Source organism: Nocardia sp. A7 (assembly GCF_046549215.1).
Lineage (GTDB): Bacteria > Actinomycetota > Actinomycetes > Mycobacteriales > Mycobacteriaceae > Nocardia.
Genome location: NZ_JAJPWE010000001.1, coordinates 1,637,868 through 1,660,428, shown reverse-complemented (window position 1 = coordinate 1,660,428; position 22,561 = coordinate 1,637,868). Strand labels below are relative to the sequence as shown.

The following is a 22,561-nucleotide window of genomic DNA, read 5'->3' as shown; positions in this document are numbered from 1 at the left end:
CGGCCGACGGCATGCGACACACTGTTCGGGTGAGCGCCGAACTACTGGTCCTGTTGATCGTCATCGTCACAGCTCTCGCATTCGACTTCACCAACGGATTCCACGACACGGCCAATGCCATGGCGACCTCGATCGCCACCGGTGCGCTGAAGCCGAAGACAGCGGTGGCGCTCTCGGGTGTGCTGAATCTGATCGGCGCGTTTCTGTCGGTGTCGGTGGCGGCGACGGTGGCCAAGGGCATCGTGCGGTTGAACGAGGTGAGCGGGCAGGACCTGCTCGTCATCGTCTTCGCCGGTTTGGTCGGCGGCATCCTGTGGAACCTGTTCACCTGGCTGCTCGGCCTGCCGTCGAGTTCCTCGCACGCGCTGTTCGGCGGGTTGATCGGCTCGACGATCGCCGCGCTCGGCTGGAACGGCGTGATCTGGGCATCGGGTTCGGACGGCGTGCTGATCAAGATCGTGCTGCCCGCCTTGCTCGCGCCGGTGATCGCGGCCCTCGTGGCGGCCCTCGGCACGTTCCTGGTGTACCGGATCACCCACGGCGTCGACCAGGCGAAGACCGAGGAGGGTTTCCGCTGGGGTCAGATCGGCTCGGCCTCGCTGGTGTCGCTGGCGCACGGCACCAACGACGCGCAGAAGACGATGGGCGTCATCTTCCTCGCGCTGGTCGCCTACGGTTCGCTGGACACCGACGACCACATGCCGCTGTGGGTGATGGCTTCCTGTGCGGTCGCGATCGCCCTCGGTACCTATCTCGGTGGCTGGCGGATCATCCGGACCCTCGGCAAGGGTCTGGTCGAGATCGAGTCGCCGCAGGGTCTGGCCGCCGAATCGACCTCGGCCGCAATCATTCTCACCTCGGCGCACTTCGGGCTGCCGCTCTCGACCACGCAGACCGCGACCGGCTCGATCCTCGGTACCGGCATCGGCAAGGGCGCGGAGGTGCGCTGGCGGGTGATGGGGCGGATGGCCGTCGCCTGGCTGCTGACGCTGCCGATGGCAGGCATCGTCGGCGCGATCTGCTGGGCGCTGGCACATCTCATCGGTGGGCTCGCGGGTGTTCTCGTGGTGTTCGGCGTGCTGATCGCCGGTGCGCTCGGGATCTATCTCCGATCGCGCCGGGACCCGGTCGGCACCCACAATGTGAACGAATGGCCCGACGGCCGGGCGCCCACCTCGGCACAGTCGCCGATCGACCAGAACCACGCCGGGTAGAGGGGAGCGAACAGTGCACACCGTGATCACCAATCTGAGTTCACTGTGGGAAGTGGTGCTCGCCGCGCTGATCTTCGGCGCCGGCGTCCCGGCGGTCTTCGCCTTCGCCGTGCGGTGGTGGGCCGATGCCGAGACCGTCGACGAGCAGGGCCGCGTCCATCGCAACTATTCCGCGCTGGCGGGGGCACTGATCTGCGTGTCCCTCATCGTCGTGGTGGTGATCACCGGAATCCTGTTCACCGCCAAGGCTTTCATCGCCCACCAGTTCGGCATCCACCTGTTCGGCCAATCGTGAATGAGGACGCCATGACCGATCCGAACCCCAGCCCCTCGGTCCGCGGCAACCTGCTCTCGCGGGTGCTCGGCTGGTTGCGCGCCGGGTATCCGCAGGGCATTCCGCAGTCGGACTACGTCGCCTTGTTCGCGGTGCTGCACCGCCACCTCACCGATTACGAAGTGGTCGTGATCGGGGAGCGGCTGGTGGAGGCCAGCCGTCAGGGCGAAACGATCAGCGAGGCCGATATCGCCGCTGCTATCGCCGATTTCGCGAAGCAGCAGCCCGCCCCCGACGATGTCTCGCGCGTCGCTTCGCATCTGGCGGCCGGTGGCTGGCCGTTGGCCGCACCGCTCGACGACGAACCACCTTCCGAACAGTATTGATCGCGCCCGCTTCGACAATTCCGTTGCGCCAGCGCAATTCACCGCGACAATGACGAATCGCCGGGCTGGCAGGCGATCGCGCGCTAGCATGCATCCGTGGTTCGGCGTGCGGATGTAACCGATAGTGGTCGTAGTTACGGTGGATTGTCGCGCCAGCAGCGAGTAGCGCTACGCCGCAACCGGTTGACCGACGCGGCGCTGGAACTATTCGGCACCCAGGGATATTCGTCGACCTCGATCGAGCGACTGTGTTCGACGGCGAATGTGTCGACCCGCAGTTTTTACGAAGACATCGGCAGCCGCGAGGCCTTGTTGATCGCCCTGGTCGACCGGTTGAACGCGGCCGCGTTGCGTCGCCTCGACGAGGCATTGGAACTCACCAGCGAACAGCCGCTGGTGGTGCGCGTCGTCGAGAGTTTCCGCGCGTTTCTCGCGGTGACCTGCCGGGATCGTCGGTCCGCGCGGGTGTTCTATGTCGAGGTCGTCGGGGTGAGCCCGGTGGTGGAGGAATGGCGGCGCGCGCAGCGGCGGTCGATTTCGGCGCTGCTCACCCGGGAAGCGCAACGGGCCGCCGAACGCGGCGAGGCGGAATCGCGGAGCCTGCACCTGTTCGGCCTCGCGGTGATCGGCGCGGTGAATTCGCTGGCCCAGGAGATGGTGCACGCCACCGTTCCCGGTGACGCGATCTCGGTCGACGAGATCTGCGACGAAATCGCCTATTTCATCCGCTCCGGGCTCACGGTGCGCACCGCGATCGCCCCCAGCTAGCTGCCCGCAACGAGAAAAACGGGAGGCATCCGAATCCGGACGCCTCCCGTTTTCAGTGGGAGATCAGATACCCATGCCATCGGCGAGCAGCGGCCACGAGTCGTGCAGCGCCTGCTCCCAGTACGGCCAGTAGTGGGTGCCCATCGGGGTGAACTGGTAGGTCGCCGGGATACCGAGCGAGTCCAGCTTGGTCTTCAGGTTCTGGCTGCAAGCGTTGGTCGCCGCTTCGATGCCGATCCCGAGACCGAGGTTGACCACGCCCATCGGGCCGGGCGAGCCGTTGAGGTAGTACGCCACGTCGGCGTTGGTCGGCATGCCGCTACCGCTGGAGATGTAGAGGTTGGTGCCGCGCAGCTTCTCGGCGTTGACGACCGGATCGTTCTCGACCCAGGCCGGATCGTTGTCCGGGCCGTACATGTTGACGGTCTTGCCGCCCGCCCAGGTCTCCGTCGAGAACTTGACGGCCTGCTTGCCCATCGGGTCGGCGATCTGCGCGCAACCGCTGTAGGCGGCGACGGACTTGAACAGACCCGGCTTGGCCTCGGCCAGCTGCAGCACCGAGGTGCCGGAGGTGGACAGCCCGGCCAGCGCGTTGCGGCCGGTCGAGTTGAGGGCCCCGTCGAGCAGCGGCGGGAGCTCCTGGGTGAAGAAGGTGGTCCACTTGTTCAGACCCAGCTTGGGGTCTTCTTGCTTCCAGTCGGTGTAGTAGCTGCCACGGCCACCGACCGGCTGGATCACATTGACCTGCTTGTCGGCGAGGAAGGCCAGCGACTGGGTCTGTGCGGCCCAGCTCGCGGTGCCCTCACCGCCGTCGAGGCCGTTGAGCATGAAGAAGTTGGGGGCGGGCTTTGACTCGTCGACGGGACGCTGCACGTCGATCGTGATGTCCTTCTTCATCGCGGCCGAGTACACCTTCAGATGCCACACGCGTCCGTCTTTGACGATCGAGGACACGGCCGAGGGCTTCTCGGGTGCGGCGGAGGCGGCGCCACCGGCGACAACGGCCACCGACAATGCGGCGGTCAGAGCCACGGCGGTGGTGCGCAGCGCGGCCACGGTACGTAGTGCAGAGAGCTTCATCGAACAGTCGGTTCCAGTCCACATGCCCTGTCGGGCACGTCATCGCAGTGCTTCCCCTGGTCGGTCGAGAGCTTAGGCGCTCGAGCGTCTCGGGGCTGTCAGATCCTCCGACACTCTATGTCCTCTCACATCGCCGAATCGTTACCGGTTCACATTTATCGTGACCTCGCCCACGATTAACGGGGCCGCAATCTGGGCCCCGATTCGGAAATGCCGCCGCAACCAGCCGCTCTTATGGTGACGAGCATGGGTAAGGAAATCCCCGGTAGCGCGACCACCGGGATCGAGATCAGTGCGTTGAGCAAGACCTTCACGGTGGGCCGTAACACCGTCAACGCGCTGGACTCGGTCGATTTGCAGACGTCGCACGGCGCATTCCTGTCACTGCTCGGGCCGTCGGGCTGCGGCAAATCGACGGTGTTGCGGATTCTGGCAGGCCTGGACGAACCGAGTGCGGGCACCGCGCGGATCAACGGCCTGTCCCCGGAACAATTGCGCGGCGGTCATCAGCTCGGCATCGCGTTCCAGGATTCGGCGTTGCTGCCGTGGCGCAGCGTGGAGTCCAACATCCGGCTGCCGTTGCAGGTGGCCGGGCTGCCCGCCGAACCGGACCGGATCGCCGAGCTGATCGCGCTCGTCGGCCTCGACGGGTTCGAGAAGGCCAAGCCCGCGCAGCTGTCCGGCGGTATGCGCCAACGGGTTTCGATTGCCCGAGCACTGGTCGTGCAGCCGTCGGTACTGTTGCTCGACGAGCCGTTCGGCGCACTCGACGATATGACCCGGCAGCGGTTGAATCTGGAACTGCTGCGCATCTGGACCGAGAAGCCCGCGACCACGTTGATGGTCACCCACGGCATCGGCGAGGCCGTGTTCCTCTCCGATGTGGTGGCGGTGATGAGTCCGCGACCGGGGCGGGTGCTGGAATTGGTCGACATCGATCTGCCGCGTCCGCGCACACCCGAGATGATGCGCACGCCCGAATTCCACAAGCTCTGCGACTACCTGTCGGAGTTGCTGTTCGGGCGGGGTGGGGTGGCGTGAGCGTGCAGCGGGTCGGGGTGGGCCGGATCGCCGGCGCGCTCGGGGTGGTCGGGCTGATCGCGCTGTGGTGGGCGCTGGCCGCCGCGGGCACCGCGGGCGGGACTATTCCCAGCCCTTGGCGGGTGCTGTCGACCATGTGGGCGGACGGGTGGGGGCTCTACGGCCCGAACTTCCAGGTCACCGCGATCGGGGCCCTACAGGGATTCCTGTGGGGGAACGTGCTGGCGATCGGGATCGCGGCGCTGATCATGTTGGTGCCGCGGATCGAACCTCTCGCCACCCAGCTGGCCATCCTGAGCTACTGCACGCCCCTGGTGGCTTTGGGTCCGATCATCCTGGTGGTGTTCGGCGGACGCACGCCCACGGTGTTCCTGGCCGCGATGTACTGCTTCTTCACCACCATGGTCGGTGCGGTGAGCGGCTTGCGTTCGGCCGATCCGGCCAGCCTGGATCTGGTGCGCGCCTACGGCGGTGGCCGATGGCAGCAGCTGTACCGGGTGCAAGCTATCGCCGCGCTACCGAATACGTTCGCCGCCTTGAAGATCGCCGCACCGTCGGCCGTGCTCGGCGCGATCATCGGTGAGTATCTCGGCGGCGTCGACAGCGGCATCGGAGTCGCGCTCACCGCGGCGCAGACCGCCTACAACGTGCCACGGACCTGGGGCATGGCGGTCGCCGCGGCGGCACTGGCCGGGCTGGGTTACCTACTGGTGGCGGGGGCCGCCCGAGTGATCACACCGTGGACGACTGCGGAGGAGGGCCGATGACCAGCACCGTCGTACGCCGGATCGGTCGCTTCCTGCTGCCGCTGGCGACCTCGCTGATCCTGCTGCTCGTCATCTGGACGCTGTTCCTTCGCCTGTTCCCGCAGATCGGGCCGCGCGTTGGCAAGACGCCCGCGGATGTCTGGGCCTACCTGGTGACTTCGGCGGGTGCGCCGACCGCGCGGCAGGCGATCTTCGACGACCTCGCGATCACCCTCGGCGACGCGGCATCGGGCTTCCTCGTGGGGATGTTCGGCGCGCTCGGCGTCGCCGCGCTGTTCGTGCTGTATTCCGCTGTGCGGCAGACATTCATGCCCGTGGCGATGCTGTTGCGTTCGGTGCCGCTGGTGGCACTGAGTCCGATCGTCGTGCTGATCTTCGGCCGCGGCACAGCGGGGGTGACGGTGCTGACGGCGATCGTGGTGTTCTTCCCAGCTTTGGTGATGATCATGACCGGCCTACGTGAAGCACCAAGGCAGGCAATGGAATTGGTCACCGCCTACGGTGGCTCACGCTGGACACGGCTGCGGATGGTCGCGGTGCCCGCCGCACTGCCGTCGGTGTTCGCCGCGGCTAGGGTTTCGGTGCCCGGTGCGTTGATCGGCGCACTGCTGGGTGAATGGCTGGGCAGCGGAACAGGATTGGGTGCCAGCCTCGTGCGGGCCATCCCGATGTTCCAGTACAACCGGCTGTGGGCCTCCATCGTGGTCGTCACGGTGGTGTCGGTGCTGCTGTACGCGATTGTCGGCGTCATCGAAAACCTGGTGCTCGCGCGCTTCGGCCCGAACGCGGGATCGTAGTACGCCAGCCGCCAAATAACCCATCCGCAAAGAGAACGAAACGCATCGAATCTACATTTTGCGTATGAACAGTATCGACCGTCGTTCCTTTCTCCGCTATTCCGCACTGACCGGTGCCGCGCTGGGCGGTGCCGGTCTGCTCGCCGCCTGTGGTGGTAGTTCGGCCACTTCCTCGAACGGTTCGACCGACGACGGCTCGAAATACGGCAAGGTCGCTATCCAGTTGTCGTGGATCAAGAACATCGAATTCGCGGGTGAGTATTTCGCCGATTCGAAGGGCTATTTCAAAGATGCGGGATTCGGTGCGGTAGATCTCGTCGCGGGTGGTGCGGCGTCGACGTCGGTGGAAGCCGGTCTCGATACCGGCAAGGTCTGGCTCGGCCTCTCCGCGCCACAGACCACCGCGCCCGCCGTGCTGGAAGGGCTACCCGCCAAGATCGTCGGCGCCACTTTCCAGAAGAACCCGTTCGCGATCGTCAGTTCGGCGGGCAAGCCGATCAAGTCGCCCGCGGATATGAAGGGCCGCAAGATCGGTGTGCAGGACACCAACCAGCTCATCTTCAGCGCCCTGCTGGCCGCCAACGGCATCAGCCCCGGCGATGTCACCGTGGTGCCCGCGCAGTTCGATCCGACCCCGCTGGCCAACGGTGAGGTCGACGGCTGGGTGAGCTACGTGACCAACGAGCCGATCACCCTGGCGGCCAAGGGCTTCGCCAACGACCACTTCCTGTTCGCCGACTTCGGGCTGCCGCTGGTCGCCGAGACGATGACCGTCAGCCAGCACACCATCGACAACGAGCGCGACAAGCTCAAGGCCTTCCTGACCGCCCAGATCAAGGGCTGGAAAGACGCCGTCGCCAGCCCGGCCGAGTCCGCGCGCCTGGCCGTCGAGGTCTACGGCAAGGACCTCAAGCTGGACCTGGCCGAGCAGACACTGGAAGCCACCGCGCAGAACGACCTGGTCGTGTCCGACTCGACCAGGACCGATGGCCTGTTGACGATGTCGGATGCGCTGATCGCGCAGAACATCGCCGCGCTGAAGACGGCCAAGATCGACATCAGAGCAGACCAGCTCTTCGACATGTCGGTGATGCGTGAGATCTACGCCGAGAACCCGGGCTTGAAGTAGAGCGTGCGCTAGATCGCCATGCCGACGGCGGCTGTGGAGCGGTAGTCGCGCTGCGCGGCCAGGCGCAGGCCCGCGCGGGAAGCGAGGAAGTCGGCGGTGATGAAGACGGCGGTCTCGGCGGGGGTACGCGGGCCCGATTCCAGGCCCGCGGGCACGTGCACGCGGGCCAGGGTCGGCTCGTCGAAGCCGCCCGCGCGCAGGTCGTCGAGGCGACGGGCCTGGTCGGCGGGGGTGCCGAGGGCGGCAAGGTATCCGAGTTGGGGTAGTCGTAACGCGACGGTGAGCAGCGGGATCTCGAAGCGCGGCTCGTTGGCCAGCACCACGATCGCGGTCGTGCTGTCCACCTCGCCGGCGGCGGCGAGGGTGTTGAGGTAGCGATGCGGCCAGTCGACGACCACTTCGGCGCCGGGGAACGAGGCCGGGTCGGCGAACTCGGGGCGCGAGTCGCAGATGCTCACCCGGTAGCCGATCATCCGCGCCTGCGCGACGAGGGTGGCCGCATAGGCGTTGGCGCCGAAGATGATCAGGCGCGGCGGCGGGCTGTACGAGGCGACGAACAGATCCGATTCGGGCAGCGCGACGAGTTCGGTCGCGTGCTTGCGGTCGGTGACCAGATGCTGGCCGATCACATCGGGATCCTGATTCCAGACCACGGTGAACACGGTGACCCGGCGATGGGCTTGGATATCGGCGGCGATGGTGGGGAATTCCGGAAAGTCGCGGCAGGAGAACGGTTCTACGAAAATATCGACGAGCGTGCCGTCGTCGGCGCTCGATTCCAAACCGGTGAGCATGCTGTAGCGGCGCAGTTGCCGAACGCCGGTGCGGCCCGCTTCCAGTGCCGCCTCGTAAACGGTCTCTTCCAGTCGACCGGAGGCGATGGATCCGAAAACGCCACCGTTGGGGGTGACGAGCATCGAGGAGCCGATCGGCAGAGAATTGGAGCCGATGGTACGGACCACGGTGGCGAGGCCGCCCGTACGGCCCGAATGCCACACTCGCAGAAGGTCATCGACGATATCGCGCATATCTCAACTCTCCGATCACCGTGCGGCGACTTCCGGGAAATCGCGATCGGTCCCTGTCGCCAAGTCGTCGCACGTGACGCACACCATATCCTGTCGACCTGCCAAATAGGAACCGGCACCGTTATCGCCTGCGACTACCCCGAAAATGGCTTCCCAGTGCTTGTTCTCGATCACAACTGGGTGTCCAGGTGTGTTGTAAAACACAGCGCGGGCAAGTCCGCTCTGGCTCGCACCTGCCGCGGCGAGCACTCTGGCGACGACATCGGCCCCGATATCGGGGGTGTCGACGGGCAGAAACGCCACATAGCGAGTGCCGGTTTCGTCGGCCGCGCGCAAGCCCGCGCGCACCGTCGCGGAGAGTCCGGTCGCCCAGTCGGCAACCCACCGCCATTCGGTGTGCGCGGGCAGTGCGAGGTCGGTCGGATCGGGTCCGGTCGCGCCGAGCGCGACGATCACCGGATCGCACCCACCGTCGCGCAGCGCGGTGATCGCCGCGCGCAACCAGGCACCGTTTTCGGCGAGTGCCTTGGGTTTGCCGTATCGCGTGCCCGCACCCGCCGCGAGGACGATGCCCGTGCACGAAATGTGCGCGGGCAAGTCGACTGGGGGCATGTTCGCGAAGGTAATGACGCAATGTTGCCGCTCGATTACGGCAGGGGAGCGCAGCGGCGACGACACGCCGACGTGATGGATTGCACATCGGTGGCGACAGGCCGGGGATCGCGCGATGCTGGATCGATGACGAGCGAAGGGTTGAGCCTCGCGGGTTTCAACGATCTACCTGCGGTGACGGCCGAAGAGGCACTGCTGACCTGCTGCTCGGCGCCACGCTGGGCACGGGCGATCACGGCCGCGCGGCCCTATGCCACCACAGACTCGCTGCTGGCGGCGGCCGACGCGGGCTCGGCGGCGCTGGACGACGCCGAAATCGACGAGGCACTGGCCGGTCACCCGCGCATCGGCGACCGCCCGACCTCGGCTGCCTCGGCGCGTGAGCAGTCCGGGGTAGCGGGCGATGCGGTGCGCTCCGCCCTGGCCGAGGGCAACCGCGCCTATGAGGCGAAGTTCGGCCATATCTACCTGGTCTGCGCGGCAGGTCGTAGCGGCGAGGAATTGCTCGCGATCCTGCGGGCCCGGTTGGACAACGATCCGGCTACCGAAAGGCAGGTCATGCGAACAGAATTGGCGAAGATCAACCGGTTGCGCCTGGCAGCGCTGGTGGCGCCATGACGAGCTTGAGTACCCATGTCCTCGATGCCGTGCGCGGGGTACCCGCCTCGGGTGTCGCCGTGTGGCTCGTGCGCGGTGAGCAGCGGCTCACCGAGGCGCTCACCGATGCCGACGGCCGGGTGAAAGAGCTCGCGGCCGGGCTGAATCCGGGTGACTACCGACTGTTCTTCGATACCGGCAGTTACTTCGCGGCACAGGGCACCGAGACCTTCTATCCGGAAGTCTGCGTCGCATTCACGGTGAGTGAGCAGCCGCATCTGCATGTGCCGCTGCTGCTGTCGCCGTTCGCCTATTCCACCTACCGAGGGAGCTGAGATGGCACTGAGTGGTCCGATCGTGCTGACCGATAACCGATATGGCAAATCCGAGAATCGGGTGGTGCGTTTCTACAAGGAGAACGCGCGCCACGAGATTCGCGATGTGAACGTCTCGACCGCCCTGCGCGGCGATTTCGAGGCGGCCTACACCGATGGTGACCAGCGTCACGTCTTGCCCACCGACACCCAGAAGCACATGGCCTTCGTGTATTCGAAGAAGCCGGGCCTCGACACCATCGAGGACTACGCGCTGGCGCTGGCGAAGCACTTCGTCGACGCGGTCGAGCCGGTGTCGAGTGCGCGGATCGACGTCGACTCCTATGGCTGGCAGCGAGTTGCGATCAATGGCGCCGAACACGAGCACACCTGGGTGCGGCAGGGGCCCGAAGTGCGCACGGCCGCCGTGACCGTGACGGGCAAGGGCGCCGAGCAGCAGCGGTGGGTGATCGGCGGGATCAAGGACCTGGTGCTGCTCAAGTCGACCGGCTCGGAGTTCGCCGACTTCCTCACCGACGAGTACACGACCCTCGCGCCGACCCACGACCGGGTGCTTGCCAGTTCGCTGGTGGTGCAGTGGCGGTTCGCCGAGACCAGCGGATTCGACTGGGACGAGGTGTACGCCAGGGTTCGCGCCACGCTGCTCGAGCTGTTCGCGACCACGTACTCCAAGGCATTGCAGCAGACGCTGTACGCGATGGGAACGGCTGCGCTGGAACGCTTTCCGATGCTCGCCGAGATCCGGTTGTCGGCGCCGAACAAACATCACTTCGACTACGACCTGGCGCAGTTCGAGATCGAGAACAAGGGTGAGGTGTTCTTGGCGGCCGACCGACCGTACGGCTCGATCCACGCCACCCTGGCGCGTGCGGATGCTCCTGATGCGGGCATTGCGTGGCAGCCGTGACCGATCTACTGATCTACGGATGCGCGGTGGTGACCGTCGATGCGGCGGGCACCGAGTATCGCGATGGCTGGGTCACTGTGCGTGGCAACAAGATCGATGCCGTCGGTGCGGGTGCGCCGCCGGAGTTCGGTCCCGAGGTGGCGCGGATCGACGGGCGTGGTTGCGTGCTAACCCCCGGTCTGGTCAACACCCACCACCACCTGTACCAGTGGATCACCCGGGGGCTGGCCGCCGACAACACGTTGTTCGAGTGGCTGACCATGCTGTATCCGGTGTGGGCGCGGATCGACGAGAAGTCGGTGCGGACGGCGGCCACCGGTGCGCTGGTTTCGCTGGCCCGCAGCGGGTGCACGACGTCGTCAGATCACCATTACGTGTTCCCGCGTGGTGGCGGCGATCTGCTCGCCGCGGAGATCGGCGCGGCGGCCGAGGTGGGGCTGCGGTTCCATCCGGCGCGTGGGTCGATGGATCTCGGACAGAGCAGCGGCGGGCTGCCGCCGGACTCTGTTGTCGAGTCGATCGACGACATCCTCGCCGCGAGCGCCGCGGCCATCGAGGACTGGCACGACCCGTCCTTCGACGCGATGGTGCGGATCGCGCTCGCCCCCTGCTCGCCGTTCTCGGTGACCGCCGACCTCATGCGCGAGTCCGCGGCACTGGCCCGCTCCGCCGGTGTCCGGCTGCACACCCACCTCGCCGAAACCCTCGATGAGCAGCAGTTCTGTCAGGACAAGTTCGGTTGCACGCCCGCCGAGTACATGGAACAGCTCGGTTGGCTCGGTGACGATGTCTGGTACGCCCACGCCGTGCACCTCGACGATCCGGCGATCGCCGCGATGGCTCGCACCGGGACCGGGATCGCCCACTGCCCGACCTCCAACGGCCGGTTGGGTGCCGGGATCGCGCGGACCGCCGACCTGATCGCCGCCGGTGTGCCCGTCGGTCTCGGGGTCGACGGTGCGGCCAGCAATGAGTCGAGCTCGATGATCGAGGAGCCGCGCAACGCGCTGCTGTACGCGCGGGCGGTCGGTGGGCCGCGGGCGATGACAGTGCGCACGGCGCTGGAGCTGGCGACCATGGGTGGCGCGCGGGTGCTCGGGCGAGCCGAGGAGATCGGGTCGATCGAGCCGGGAAAGCTGGCGGATCTGGCGCTGTGGCGGCTGGATACGGCCGCGCACGCCGGCATCGAGGACCCTGTGGTCGCGTTGGTGCTCGGGTCGGCGCCGCCGTTGGCGGCCTTGTTGGTGAACGGACGCGAGGTTGTTCGCGACGATGTGGTGCTGACGGTGGACGAGGCGTCGGTCGGTGCCGATGTCGCGCAGGCGCAGGCGACGCTGCTCGACGGTGCGTGAGTGCGGGCTCGTCGGCTACGACGGCGTGCTGAACTGCGGTTTTGTCCGGATCGGCGCACACTGGATGGCGTACACCGGGTTAACCGCGGCGCAATCTGGCGCGGGTTTCGTGCAACATCGTGGCAACTCCCGGCCCCTACTGTGGCCGGTGAGGTAAGCGAGGTGAACGTGGATCTGGATACTGTTCGAGAGGTTGTTCTCGCACGTGAGCGCGCCGATCTGGCGCAACTGGGCGCGGGGTGCGGGGTGCTGGCAGGAGGCAGCTTCCTGTTCTCCGAACCGCATGATCACCTCGACCGGCTCATCGACATCACCACCCTCGACTGGGCGCCGCTGACAGCGTCCGCGCAGGGGCTCGAGATCGCCGCGACATGCACCCTGGCGGAGTTCGCCGGTGCCCGTCCCGGCCGCGAACTCGGTACGCCGCTGCTGCGTCCGGAGTGGCCGGGTACGGCGCTGTTCGCCCAGGCCTGCCGTGCGTTGTTGGCCTCGCACAAGATCTGGCGCACCGCGACGGTCGGCGGGAATGTGTGTCTGTCGCTGCCCGCGGGCGCGGTACTCGGCGCGCTCGTCGCCCTGGACGCGACAGCGGTGATCTGGCCGCGTGGTGGCGGCGAACGGCGAATTGCCCTGCGCGACTTCGTCACCGGGCCGGGTGAGAACCTGCTGGCCTCTGGCGCTGTCGTGCGCTCGCTCCTCGTCCCCACCACGAGCCTGCTGGCGCACACCAGCTTTCGCAAGATCGCCTTGGCCCCGCTCGGTCGTTCCGGGTCGGTGGTGATGGGCAGACGCGATGCCGACGATCGATGCGCGATCACCATCACCGCGGCGACCGTGCGCCCAATCGTCCTCGACTTCGGCTACGTCCCTTCGCAATCCGATCTGACAGATGCCCTGGCGGACCTGGACAACGACGTGTGGTTCGACGATCCCCACGGTGCACCCGACTGGCGCGAGCACGTCACCGGACTGCTGGCCGCCGAGGTGGCCGCCGAGCTGTCGGCATTCACCACCACGGAACAAGGAGGTGGTGCATGAGGCTCGATATCGACGGTCGCGCGGTGGAAGTCACCGCGCGACCAGGCCAGTGCCTGCGCACGCTGCTGCGTGAACAGGGTGCGCTGGCGGTCAAGAAGGGCTGCGATTCCGGCGACTGCGGAGCCTGCTCGGTGCTGCTCGACGGCGAACCCGTCCACTCCTGCTTGATTCCGGCCCACCGCGCCGCGGACCGCGCGGTGACGACGGCCGCGGGCCTCGGCGATGCGGACGGCCCGAACCCCCTACAGCGCAGTTTCGTCGAGAACGCCGGGTTCCAATGCGGTTTCTGCACCGCCGGAATGGTGGTCACGGCATCAGGTCTGGCCGCCGCGCGTTCCGACACAGCTGTGGACAACTTGCCCGCTCATGCTGTCACCGACGCCGAACGCGCCGAATTGCTGAAGGGGAACCTGTGCCGCTGCACGGGTTATCGTGCCATCGCCGACGCTTTGTCCACACCCTGTGCTGCACTGTGCACAACTACCGAGGCCGACTCGGAGCGGCGCCGTTCGGACGATTCCAGTGGCGGTGTGGAATTCGCGACCGGGGTGGCCGCCGGTGAGGTCACCACGGTGTCTGCTGAGGAGGGGCCGAGCGTCGGGATGCCCGCGGTGTTGGCGGCGCAGGCGCGGGTCGGTGGGGTGATGCGGCGAAAGTATCGGGCCGGGCAGGTCGGCGACGGCGTGCGTGCGCCTGCGGGGGAGCGGATCGTGCGGGGTGGGGAGCCTTTCACGATGGATGTGGTGCCGGGGGCGGGGGAGCAGATGCCGCCGGTTGCACCGTGGCATCTGGCCGTACTGGCCAGTCCGCACGCGCACGCTCGGATCGTTTCCATCGATGTGTCGGCGGCGCGCGCTGTTCCGGGTGTGCACGCGGTGTTGACGCATGTGGATGATCCGCAGACCGCGTTCTCCACGGCCCGCCACGAACTGCGCGAGGACGATCCCGACGACACCTTCGTGCTCGATCGAACGGTCCGGTTCGTGGGGCAGCGCGTCGCCGCCGTGGTGGGGGAGACCCTCGACGCCGCACGTGCGGGAGTGCGGGCCGTTCGAGTCGAATACGAAGTGCTGGCGGCGGTATTCGAGCCCGAGGCCGCTCTGGCCGATGATGCGCCGAAGCTGCACGCCGACAAGCCGGACTCCGCGCGGATCGCCGATGCGCAGCGCAATCTGATCGCCGAGATCCACGGCGGCGTCGGCGATTTCGACGCGGGTATCGCACAGGCCGCGAAAGTCGTGCGCGGCGTATGGAATTCCCCCCGCGTGCAACATGTGCACTTGGAGACCCACGGCGGGATCGGCTGGCTCGATGACGCGGGCAGACTCGTCGTCCGATCGAGCACCCAGGTGCCGTTCCTGGTGCGTGACGAACTCTGCCACGTATTCGGGCTCGATCGAGATCGAGTGCGGGTGTTCGCGACTCGCGTCGGCGGTGGGTTCGGCGCCAAGCAGGAGATGCTGGCCGAAGACCTGATCGCACTCGCCGTGCTGCGCACCCGGCACCCCGTGCAGTACGAGTTCAGCCGCACGGACGAATTCACCTCGGCCACTTGCCGTCACCCGATGCGCGTCGCGGTCACCGTGGCGGCCGACGCGGCGGGCACCCTGACCGCCCTCACGGTGGACGTCCTCGCCGACGCGGGCGCCCACGGCAACCACAGCGCCGGCGTGATGTTCCATTCCGTCGGCGAATCGGTGGCCGTCTACCGCTGCCCGAACAAGCGAGTCGACGCACAAGCGGTGTACACCAACAACATTCCCTCCGGTGCGTTCCGAGGCTACGGACTCGGTCAGGTGATCTTCGGCGTCGAATCGGCCATCGACGAACTGGCTCGCGAACTCGGCATCGACCCCTTCGAGTTCCGCCGCCGCAATGTGGTGACCCCCGGCGACCAGTTCACCGGCGCCGAAATCGACGAGTCCGACCTGACCTTCGGCAGCTACGGCCTCGACCAGTGCCTCGACACCGCCCAGCGGGCGCTCCGACGCGGCAACGGTGTCGACGCCCCCGGCCAGGACTGGCAGGTGGGCGAGGGAATGGCTGTGGCGATGATCGCGACCGTGCCCCCGCGTGGCCACCACGCCGACGCCACGGCGAGGTTGCTCCCCGACGGATGCTACGAGATCGGCGTCGGCACAGCGGAATTCGGCAACGGCACCACGACGGTCCACGCCCAGCTCGCGGCAACGGCGCTGGCCACTGCCGCCGAACGGATCGTCATCCGTCAATCCGACACCGACGTCGTCGGCCACGACACCGGCGCCTTCGGTTCCACCGGCACCATGGTCGCGGGCAAAGCCTCCTACGCGGCGGCGCTCGAACTGCACGCGATGCTGCTGGCCAGGGCGGCGAAGGTGAGCGGTCACCCCGAACGCGACTGCCTGCTCGAAGCGGGCGGCGTGCGCTGCGGCGCCGAACTGATCACCGCGGCCCAGCTGCTCGCCGACGGCGAGCTCATTGCCCACGGCACCCACGCGGGCACCCCGCGCTCGGTGAGTTTCAATGTCCACGCGTTCCGGGTGGCGGTCCAGCCGTCGACCGGCACGGTGCGGATCCTGCAATCGATCCAGGTCGCCGACGCGGGCACCGTGCTCAACCCGGTGCAGCTGCGTGGTCAGGTGGAGGGCGGGGTCGGGCAAGCGATCGGGACCGCGCTCTACGAGGACATGCGGTCCGACAATGGTGTGGTGACCACCCGGACGCTGCGCCACTATCACGTCCCGCAGTTCGCCGATCTGCCCCGCACCGAGGTCTATTTCGCCGAAACCAGTGACGAACTGGGCCCGCTGGGTGCCAAATCGATGAGTGAGTCCCCGTACAACCCGGTGGCGCCTGCCCTGGCGAACGCGATCCGCGACGCCATCGGTGCCCGCCCGAACCGATTACCGATGACCGCCGATCGTGTGTGGCGTGCCATCCAGGAAGGAACCGCCGGGTGAGTACCCGTATCCCCGAACACATTCGGGCCCGTATCGACGCTGTTCTCGACTCCGTCGACGCCGACTTGCGCGTGCGCTACCCCGGAGCGGGCGACCGGGTGCAACCCGTGCACACCGCCTACGTCCCGGCCGACCGCGCGTCCGCACAGACCCCCGCCGAGTGGGGCGCCGCCGCCTTGGAACTGCTGCATCGGCACGCCGACTTCCTCGTCGGCCTGGACAGCACCGGCGCACTGCCCGCCGTGCGGCGCCGACTCGCCGAACACCCCGTGCAGGACATGCGCATCGACTTCGAAGACGGTTACGGGTTCCGTTCCGACGAGGAAGAGGACGCTGCGGCGAAGACGGCAGGCGAGGCGCTGGCGGCGTGGTCGGGAAAGCCCGGCGCGCCATCCTTGTTCGGAGTTCGTACCAAGGGTCTGGCCGCGAACGAACGCCGCCGCGCCTTACGAACCCTCGAACTCGTGCTCGACGGGGCGGGTGGCGCGCTGCCCGGCTTCGTGTTCACGGTGCCGAAGATCCGCGCTGCCGAACAGGTCTCGGCGATCGTCGACCTGTGCACCGGCCTCGAGCGCGGCCACGGGCTACCCGAACGGTCGCTGCGTTTCGAACTGCAGATCGAAAGCCCGCAGGCGATCATCGCCCCCGACGGCACCGCCCCCATCGCCGAGATGATCCACCTGGCCGACGGCCGTTGCAGCGCACTGCATTTCGGTACCTACGACTACACCGCCGCCTGCGGCATCGCGGCCACCGATCAGGCCCTCGACCACCCCGCGGCCGACTACGCCAAGTCGGTGATGCAGGTCGCCGCCGCGCAGACCGGGGTGTGGATCTGTGACGGCTCGACCCAGATCGTCCCCGATGTCGATCCCGAAGGCGCCATGGCCAACCACCATCGCCTGGTCGACCGGGCGCTGCGGCGCGGCTACTACCAGGGCTGGGACATGCACCCCGGCCACCTGATCACCCGGTGGCTCGCCACCTACGACTTCTTCCGCAGCGCGTCCGAGGTGGCGGTGCCGCGGCTGGTCGCCTATCTGGACCGGCGCGGCGGGGGTGTGATGGACGAGCCTGCGACGGCCGAAGCGTTGGCGAGCACCGTGCTGCGCGGTCTGCGTGCCGGCGCGTTCACCGAGGCCGACCTGCTTGCCGACGCGCCTGGGTTGACCAGCGATGTTCTGCTCGACCTGGTCGCTCGGCGCTCGCGCACGACGTGACATATAGCGGTATACCGGTAATATCGGTGCCCCGCGCGGCTGCGGCCGTCGGCACCCGACTCAGGAGGCACCCGTGAGCCGATCCAACGGCACCGACGATTTCACCCTGCTCCCGGACCTGGCCGTCCGCTCCCTGGGTGGTTCGGTGATCTGGGCGAACGACGAATTCTTCGCGGAGAAGGAGAACCTGGTCAATCCGGGTCCGTCGGAGTACCAGCCGGCGACGTTCGGGCACAAGGGTCAGGTCTACGACGGGTGGGAGACCCGTCGTCACCGCGGCAAGCCCGGTGACGACTCGGCCGTCGTGCGGCTCGGCGTGCCCGGTGTGATCCGTGGTGTCGTGGTGGACACCGCCTGGTTCAAGGGCAACTTTCCGCCCGAGGTCTCGCTGTCGGCGCTGGCCGTCGATGGCTATCCGCCCGCCGAACAGATCGCCGCCCGCACCGACTGGGTGACCCTGCTCGACCGCGTGAAGGTCGGCGGCGACAGTCGCAATCCCTTCGCCATCGACGACGAAAACCGGTGGACCCATGTGAAACTCACCATGCATCCCGATGGTGGCGTCGCTCGCTTGCGCGTGCACGGCGAAGGTCGACCCGACACCGCGCTGCTGGGCCTCGGCCCGCTCGACCTCGCCGCGCTGGAGAACGGTGCCGTCGTGCTCGACTGCTCCAACCGGTTCTACAGCTCACCGAATCAGCTGCTCTATCCCGGTCTGGCCAGGGAAATGGGCGACGGCTGGGAGACCGCGCGCCGCCGCGACGACGGAAACGATTGGGTGCGTATCAAACTCGCCGGACCCGGCGCTGTCCGGCTCGCCGAGATCGACACCTCCTGCTTCCTCGGCAACAGCCCCGGCGCGGCCGCGCTCACCGGATTCACCAGTGACGGAACGGAAGTCGAGATCCTGCCGCGCACCGACCTGCTGCCCGACACCCGCCATCGCTTCCCGCTGACCCCCGTGGCCGCCTCGGTGGAAGAGGTCCGGCTCGATATCTACCCCGACGGCGGCCTCGCCCGCCTGCGGCTCTACGGCGAGCTCTCCGCGTGACCGGGGCACGCGACTTCGTCGGCTACGGGCCGACCCCGCCCGATCCGCAATGGCCCGACGGCGCGCGGATCGCGGTGCAGTTCGTGCTGAATTACGAAGAGGGCGGGGAGAACAACGTCCTCGACGGTTCGCCGCATTCGGAGACCTTCCTCTCCGAGATGACGCCCGCCGAGGCCTTCCCGAACCGGCACATGAGCATGGAATCGCTCTATGAATACGGTTCCCGCGCCGGGTTGTGGCGAGTGCTGCGCGCCTTCGAACGGCGCGGTCTGCCGCTCACCATCTTCGCGGTCGCTCGCGCTATGCAGCGCAATCCCGAAGCGGTGGCGGCTTTTTCGGAACTCGGCTACGAAATCGCCAGCCACGGACTGCAATGGAAGTCCTACCAGTTGGTCGACGAGGACACCGAACGCGCCGACATGGCCGAAGCGGTGCGCATCCTCACCGATCTCACCGGTGCGGCGCCATTGGGCTGGTACACGGGCCGCGACTCACCCCGAACCCGCGAATTGGTCGTAGAACACGGCGGTTTCGTGTACGACTCCGACTCCTACGCCGACGACCTGCCCTACTGGACCGAGGTGCAAGGCCACAACCACCTCGTCGTCCCCTACACCCTCGACACCAACGACATGCGCTACGCCTCCCCAGCAGGCTTCGCCAACGGCGACGAGTTCTACGCCCACCTCCGCGACGCCTTCGACATCCTCTACCGAGAAGGCTCCGAAGGCGCCCCCAAAATGCTCTCCATCGGCCTGCACTGCCGCATAGCAGGCCGCCCCGCTCGCGCCGCCGCCCTGGAACGCTTCCTCGACCACGTCCAATCCCACGACCACGTGTGGACAACCCGCCGCATCGACATCGCCGAACACTGGCGCAAAGTCCACCCGGCCCCACGCTACTTGGAGTAGTGCGGGGCCGTTCTTGGCTTAGGGTCAGGTGAACAGAGTCTTGACGAAGGGCACCGAGTCGACCAGGGAGGCGTTGACGGTTCCGCTGTGGTCGGTGGGGTAGGTGTGGAGGGAGGTGGGTTGGTTGTTGGCTTCGAGGACAGCGAAGTAGCGGAGGGTTTCGGGGGTGACCACGTCGGTGTCGATGAGGCCCTGGGCCAGGAAGAGGGGGCGGTCGTAGCCGGATTCGGGCAGGCCCATGTAGCGGGTGAGGAGGCCGTGGATATCGGGGATGGTGGACAGGGGGCGGGTGAAGAAGCTGCCGATGGCGGGTTTCGCCGCGGACAGTTCGTCGCCGAGGGGGCCGATGCAGGCGGTTTGGGCGCGGGCCAGCCAGGTGCGGCCGGAGTCGGTGAGGAAACTGTCGATGTTCAGGTCGGGGTAGGTGGTGCGCAGGCCGCTGAGGATGTAGAGGACGTAGGCGGTGAGGTTGGAGCTCACGGCGATGGGTGGCATGCCGGGGCCTGCCAGTTGGATGACGTCCTCGATGTAGGCAGGCACACCGGTGCCAACCGCGCCGCGGTAATCGAGTGCGGGGCCGCCGAATTCGGTGGCGTAGCGGGCGGTGAACACCGCGGCGCCCGCGCCCTGGGACTGGCCGACCACGGCCCACTTGTTCGACAGCGACGAGTACTGCTCGGTGGCGGCCTTGACCGCGTCGACCACATTGTGCGCTTCGGCGACGCCGTTCAGGTAGGGGTGTTCGCCGGGTCCGCCGAGGCCCGCGTAGTCGGCGGCGACGATCGCGTAGCCCTGGTTCAGCCAGGCGCCGAGGTAGGCCCAGTCGCGCTCCACAGCGGCGGGTCCGGCCACGCTGTAGGCGCAGTCGTCACCGAGTCCGACGGTGCCGTGCGCCCATGCCATCACCGGCCAACCACCTTCGGGTGCCTCGCCCGCGGGGAAGTACACGGCCGCGCTGGTGGTGGTCGGCCGGTCGCCCGCGGTGGTCGATCGGTAGAGCAGGCGCTCGGCGCGGGCCGCACCGGGCAGGGTCGCCGCGGCGGACAGTGGCTCGACGCCGATGGCGGTGCCCGCCGCCTCGGTCGGTTGCGCGCTCGCCACCGGTGTCAGGCTCAGTGCCGCCGCCAACACGGTCAGCGATGCCGCCGCGATCCTCGAAATCCTCATGGACCCACTCTTTCGTCTGCGTGGACGAACGTCCAGGACGTGAATGTGGGTGCGCCCACTTCCGAGCATCCTGCCGTCTCGGTGAACGAGTGTCCCGCACACCATCCGGTGCACCCACTTTTGGGGGCGATGGGAGCGCTACCCGCGTCGTGACCGAATCGAGTGGCGACACGCACATCATTCGTGTCCGGCGTGGTGTGTGAAACGACTCACAGACTGCAAGGCTCGGCAGTGTCGGGTCGCGTCCACCCGATGATCGCTAACAGTACGAGCGTTATGCTAAAACTCCTGGTCAGCACTACCCGCCGGTAGATCTGGTGCTTGCAATCCACCCGCTAATTTCGCAAAGTTAGCAAACGCACCGGCAAAACTAGCTGAGATTTACACAACCAACAGGTAGACGGCCATTTCTGGGTGTGCCATTGTTTGGAAGTACACCCCCTGGGCCCTAGTAAGTCCTAGCAAGCCTGCAAATTGCGCCAGCAGTACGAGATGTGCAACCGAAAGCGTTCAGCCGCCGGTTGATTCGCACGCCGACTGCGTGGAGCACCGACCACACGAGGAAGTGGAGTCAAGAGATGTCTCTCCCCGGCACCCCGAAGACCGCAGCGGAAATCCAGCAGGATTGGGACACCAACCCGCGTTGGAAGGGCCTGACCCGCAGCTACACCGCTGAGCAGGTTTCCAAGCTGCAGGGCAACGTCGTCGAGGAGCACACCCTCGCCCGTCGTGGTTCGGAGATCCTGTGGGACCTCGTGAACAACGAGGACTACATCAACTCGCTCGGTGCACTCACCGGCAACCAGGCCGTGCAGCAGGTTCGCGCCGGCCTGAAGGCCATCTACCTGTCCGGTTGGCAGGTCGCCGGCGACGCCAACCTGTCCGGCCACACCTACCCGGACCAGTCGCTGTACCCGGCGAACTCGGTCCCGACCGTGGTCCGTCGCATCAACAACGCGCTGCTGCGCGCCGACGAGATCTCCCGCGTCGAGGGTGACGAGTCCGTCAAGAACTGGCTCGCCCCGATCGTCGCCGACGCCGAGGCCGGCTTCGGTGGCGCCCTGAACGCCTACGAGCTGCAGAAGGCCATGATCGCGGCCGGCGCCGCGGGCGTGCACTGGGAAGACCAGCTCGCCTCGGAGAAGAAGTGCGGCCACCTCGGTGGCAAGGTGCTGATTCCCACCCAGCAGCACATCCGCACCCTGACCTCGGCGCGTCTGGCGTCCGACGTCGCCCAGGTGCCTTCGGTGATCATCGCGCGTACCGACGCCGAGGCCGCCACCCTGCTCACCACCGATGTGGACGAGCGCGACCGTGAGTTCCTTGACGGCACCCGTACCGCCGAGGGCTTCTTCGGTGTGAAGAACGGCATCGAGCCCTGCATCGCGCGTGCCAAGGCCTACGCCCCCTACGCCGACCTCATCTGGATGGAGACCGGCGTGCCGGACCTCGAGGTCGCGCGCAAGTTCGCCGAGTCGGTTCGCAGCGAGTTCCCGGACCAGCTGCTGGCCTACAACTGCTCGCCTTCGTTCAACTGGAAGGCGCACCTGGACGACGCGACCATCGCGAAGTTCCAGCGTGAGCTCGGCGCGATGGGCTTCAAGTTCCAGTTCATCACCCTGGCGGGCTTCCACTCGCTCAACTACGGCATGTTCGACCTGGCGCACGGCTACGCTCGCGAGGGCATGACCGCGTTCGTCGACCTGCAGGAGCGCGAGTTCAAGGCCGCTGCCGAGCGTGGCTTCACCGCCATCAAGCACCAGCGTGAGGTCGGTGCCGGCTACTTCGACACCATCGCCACCACCGTGGACCCGAACACCTCGACCGCGGCTCTGAAGGGCTCGACCGAAGAGGGTCAGTTCCACTGATCTCGACCGGAGTTGCTTTGACCAGCAACGCCTTTCCTCTACTCCGGTAGGGGTGTACGCCCTCCCTCGCCGATCAG

Annotated in this window: 22 protein-coding genes; 18 read left to right on the top strand and 4 right to left on the bottom strand. The window is 67.2% G+C overall.

The genetic code is table 11. The features are described 5' to 3' along the window. The first annotated feature begins 29 nt into the window (after positions 1 to 29). The 4 genes from ACLJPD_RS07450 to ACLJPD_RS07435 all read left to right on the top strand — a co-directional run bounded on the left by ACLJPD_RS07450 (position 30) and on the right by ACLJPD_RS07435 (position 2,642). Positions 30 to 1,214 (top strand): anion permease, encoded by a 1,185-nt coding sequence (locus ACLJPD_RS07450; protein ID WP_410871016.1) that lies wholly within the window; start codon positions 30 to 32, stop codon positions 1,212 to 1,214. 22 nt (positions 1,215 to 1,236) lie between these two features. Next, positions 1,237 to 1,509 (top strand): hypothetical protein, encoded by a 273-nt coding sequence (locus tag ACLJPD_RS07445; protein ID WP_410871014.1) that lies wholly within the window; start codon positions 1,237 to 1,239, stop codon positions 1,507 to 1,509. Positions 1,510 to 1,520: 11 nt separating this feature from the next. After that, positions 1,521 to 1,874 (top strand): DUF3349 domain-containing protein, encoded by a 354-nt coding sequence (locus ACLJPD_RS07440; protein WP_410871013.1) that lies wholly within the window; start codon positions 1,521 to 1,523, stop codon positions 1,872 to 1,874. Between the two features lie 144 nt (positions 1,875 to 2,018). Continuing rightward, positions 2,019 to 2,642 carry a TetR/AcrR family transcriptional regulator gene (locus ACLJPD_RS07435; protein ID WP_410871011.1) on the top strand — a complete coding sequence of 208 codons (624 nt, stop codon included), beginning with the start codon at positions 2,019 to 2,021 and terminating at the stop codon, positions 2,640 to 2,642. A gap of 63 nt (positions 2,643 to 2,705) precedes the next feature. Here ACLJPD_RS07435 and ACLJPD_RS07430 read toward each other — a convergent pair whose 3' ends face one another. Then, positions 2,706 to 3,722 (bottom strand): alpha/beta hydrolase, encoded by a 1,017-nt coding sequence (locus ACLJPD_RS07430; RefSeq protein WP_410871010.1) that lies wholly within the window; start codon positions 3,720 to 3,722, stop codon positions 2,706 to 2,708. Positions 3,723 to 3,968: 246 nt separating this feature from the next. Between ACLJPD_RS07430 and ACLJPD_RS07425 the strand changes: the two genes are divergently transcribed. The 4 genes from ACLJPD_RS07425 to ACLJPD_RS07410 all read left to right on the top strand — a co-directional run bounded on the left by ACLJPD_RS07425 (position 3,969) and on the right by ACLJPD_RS07410 (position 7,456). Then, entirely contained in the window at positions 3,969 to 4,763 is a 795-nt protein-coding gene (locus ACLJPD_RS07425) for an ABC transporter ATP-binding protein (RefSeq protein ID WP_410871009.1), read from the top strand. A gap of 2 nt (positions 4,764 to 4,765) precedes the next feature. Then, positions 4,766 to 5,530 carry an ABC transporter permease gene (locus ACLJPD_RS07420; protein WP_410871960.1) on the top strand — a complete coding sequence of 255 codons (765 nt, stop codon included), beginning with the start codon at positions 4,766 to 4,768 and terminating at the stop codon, positions 5,528 to 5,530. Beyond that, a complete protein-coding gene (locus ACLJPD_RS07415) occupies positions 5,527 to 6,327 on the top strand; it encodes an ABC transporter permease (protein WP_410871007.1) in 801 nt (266 codons plus the stop codon). The genes ACLJPD_RS07420 and ACLJPD_RS07415 overlap by 4 nt, the downstream gene beginning before the upstream one ends. 64 nt (positions 6,328 to 6,391) lie before the next feature. Further along, a complete protein-coding gene (locus ACLJPD_RS07410) occupies positions 6,392 to 7,456 on the top strand; it encodes an ABC transporter substrate-binding protein (protein ID WP_410871006.1) in 1,065 nt (354 codons plus the stop codon). A gap of 8 nt (positions 7,457 to 7,464) precedes the next feature. On the opposite strand, the gene ACLJPD_RS07405 is transcribed toward ACLJPD_RS07410, so the two are convergent. Beyond that, a complete protein-coding gene (locus ACLJPD_RS07405; protein ID WP_410871005.1) occupies positions 7,465 to 8,484 on the bottom strand; it encodes an XdhC family protein in 1,020 nt (339 codons plus the stop codon). Positions 8,485 to 8,499: 15 nt separating this feature from the next. Next, on the bottom strand, positions 8,500 to 9,096 hold the full coding sequence (locus ACLJPD_RS07400) for an NTP transferase domain-containing protein (protein ID WP_410871004.1): 597 nt from the start codon (positions 9,094 to 9,096) through the stop codon (positions 8,500 to 8,502). Between the two features lie 126 nt (positions 9,097 to 9,222). On the opposite strand from ACLJPD_RS07400, the gene uraD reads away from it, so the two are divergent. From uraD to puuE, 9 genes are all read left to right on the top strand, one after another. Then, positions 9,223 to 9,714, top strand: a complete 492-nt coding sequence (gene uraD, locus ACLJPD_RS07395; protein ID WP_410871003.1) for a 2-oxo-4-hydroxy-4-carboxy-5-ureidoimidazoline decarboxylase — start codon at positions 9,223 to 9,225, stop codon at positions 9,712 to 9,714. Further along, complete coding sequence (uraH, locus tag ACLJPD_RS07390) at positions 9,711 to 10,028, top strand: hydroxyisourate hydrolase (RefSeq protein ID WP_410871001.1); 318 nt, start codon at positions 9,711 to 9,713, stop codon at positions 10,026 to 10,028. Before uraD ends, uraH begins: the two co-directional genes overlap by 4 nt. A gap of 1 nt (position 10,029) precedes the next feature. Further along, entirely contained in the window at positions 10,030 to 10,935 is a 906-nt protein-coding gene (gene pucL, locus ACLJPD_RS07385) for a factor-independent urate hydroxylase (protein ID WP_410871000.1), read from the top strand. Beyond that, entirely contained in the window at positions 10,923 to 12,287 is a 1,365-nt protein-coding gene (locus tag ACLJPD_RS07380; RefSeq protein WP_410870999.1) for an 8-oxoguanine deaminase, read from the top strand. The genes pucL and ACLJPD_RS07380 overlap by 13 nt, the downstream gene beginning before the upstream one ends. Positions 12,288 to 12,455: 168 nt before the next feature. Beyond that, the gene (locus tag ACLJPD_RS07375; RefSeq protein ID WP_410871959.1) at positions 12,456 to 13,325 is read left to right on the top strand and encodes an FAD binding domain-containing protein; all 870 of its coding nucleotides are present in this window, start codon (positions 12,456 to 12,458) and stop codon (positions 13,323 to 13,325) included. After that, positions 13,322 to 16,267, top strand: coding sequence for a molybdopterin-dependent oxidoreductase (locus ACLJPD_RS07370; protein WP_410870998.1), 2,946 nt, complete (start codon positions 13,322 to 13,324; stop codon positions 16,265 to 16,267). The genes ACLJPD_RS07375 and ACLJPD_RS07370 overlap by 4 nt, the downstream gene beginning before the upstream one ends. Beyond that, positions 16,264 to 17,487, top strand: coding sequence for a DUF6986 family protein (locus ACLJPD_RS07365; protein WP_410870997.1), 1,224 nt, complete (start codon positions 16,264 to 16,266; stop codon positions 17,485 to 17,487). The genes ACLJPD_RS07370 and ACLJPD_RS07365 overlap by 4 nt, the downstream gene beginning before the upstream one ends. Positions 17,488 to 17,560: 73 nt before the next feature. After that, positions 17,561 to 18,538: an allantoicase gene (gene alc, locus ACLJPD_RS07360; protein WP_410870996.1), complete on the top strand. Its 978-nt coding sequence runs from the start codon at positions 17,561 to 17,563 to the stop codon at positions 18,536 to 18,538. Beyond that, complete coding sequence (gene puuE, locus ACLJPD_RS07355) at positions 18,535 to 19,449, top strand: allantoinase PuuE (protein WP_410870995.1); 915 nt, start codon at positions 18,535 to 18,537, stop codon at positions 19,447 to 19,449. The genes alc and puuE overlap by 4 nt, the downstream gene beginning before the upstream one ends. Before the next feature lie 24 nt (positions 19,450 to 19,473). Here the strand turns inward: puuE and ACLJPD_RS07350 are convergent, their stop codons facing one another. Beyond that, complete coding sequence (locus ACLJPD_RS07350) at positions 19,474 to 20,616, bottom strand: lipase family protein (protein WP_410870994.1); 1,143 nt, start codon at positions 20,614 to 20,616, stop codon at positions 19,474 to 19,476. Positions 20,617 to 21,194: 578 nt separating this feature from the next. Here ACLJPD_RS07350 and aceA point away from each other — a divergent pair. After that, a complete protein-coding gene (gene aceA, locus ACLJPD_RS07345) occupies positions 21,195 to 22,484 on the top strand; it encodes an isocitrate lyase (protein WP_410870993.1) in 1,290 nt (429 codons plus the stop codon). The last annotated feature ends 77 nt before the right edge of the window (positions 22,485 to 22,561 follow it).

What these genes read in the sequence shown, in the direction of transcription:
- ACLJPD_RS07425 (WP_410871009.1), top strand. Translation starts at nt 3,969, where the DNA reads ATGGGTAAGGAAATCCCCGGTAGCGCGACCACCGGGATCGAGATCAGT.
- ACLJPD_RS07370 (WP_410870998.1), top strand. Translation starts at nt 13,322, where the DNA reads ATGAGGCTCGATATCGACGGTCGCGCGGTGGAAGTCACCGCGCGACCA.
- ACLJPD_RS07440 (WP_410871013.1), top strand. Translation starts at nt 1,521, where the DNA reads ATGACCGATCCGAACCCCAGCCCCTCGGTCCGCGGCAACCTGCTCTCG.
- ACLJPD_RS07350 (WP_410870994.1), bottom strand. Translation starts at nt 20,616, where the DNA reads ATGAGGATTTCGAGGATCGCGGCGGCATCGCTGACCGTGTTGGCGGCG.
- ACLJPD_RS07415 (WP_410871007.1), top strand. Translation starts at nt 5,527, where the DNA reads ATGACCAGCACCGTCGTACGCCGGATCGGTCGCTTCCTGCTGCCGCTG.
- ACLJPD_RS07410 (WP_410871006.1), top strand. Translation starts at nt 6,392, where the DNA reads ATGAACAGTATCGACCGTCGTTCCTTTCTCCGCTATTCCGCACTGACC.
- uraD (WP_410871003.1), top strand. Translation starts at nt 9,223, where the DNA reads ATGACGAGCGAAGGGTTGAGCCTCGCGGGTTTCAACGATCTACCTGCG.
- pucL (WP_410871000.1), top strand. Translation starts at nt 10,030, where the DNA reads ATGGCACTGAGTGGTCCGATCGTGCTGACCGATAACCGATATGGCAAA.
- uraH (WP_410871001.1), top strand. Translation starts at nt 9,711, where the DNA reads ATGACGAGCTTGAGTACCCATGTCCTCGATGCCGTGCGCGGGGTACCC.
- ACLJPD_RS07405 (WP_410871005.1), bottom strand. Translation starts at nt 8,484, where the DNA reads ATGCGCGATATCGTCGATGACCTTCTGCGAGTGTGGCATTCGGGCCGT.
- ACLJPD_RS07430 (WP_410871010.1), bottom strand. Translation starts at nt 3,722, where the DNA reads ATGAAGCTCTCTGCACTACGTACCGTGGCCGCGCTGCGCACCACCGCC.
- ACLJPD_RS07400 (WP_410871004.1), bottom strand. Translation starts at nt 9,096, where the DNA reads ATGCCCCCAGTCGACTTGCCCGCGCACATTTCGTGCACGGGCATCGTC.
- aceA (WP_410870993.1), top strand. Translation starts at nt 21,195, where the DNA reads ATGTCTCTCCCCGGCACCCCGAAGACCGCAGCGGAAATCCAGCAGGAT.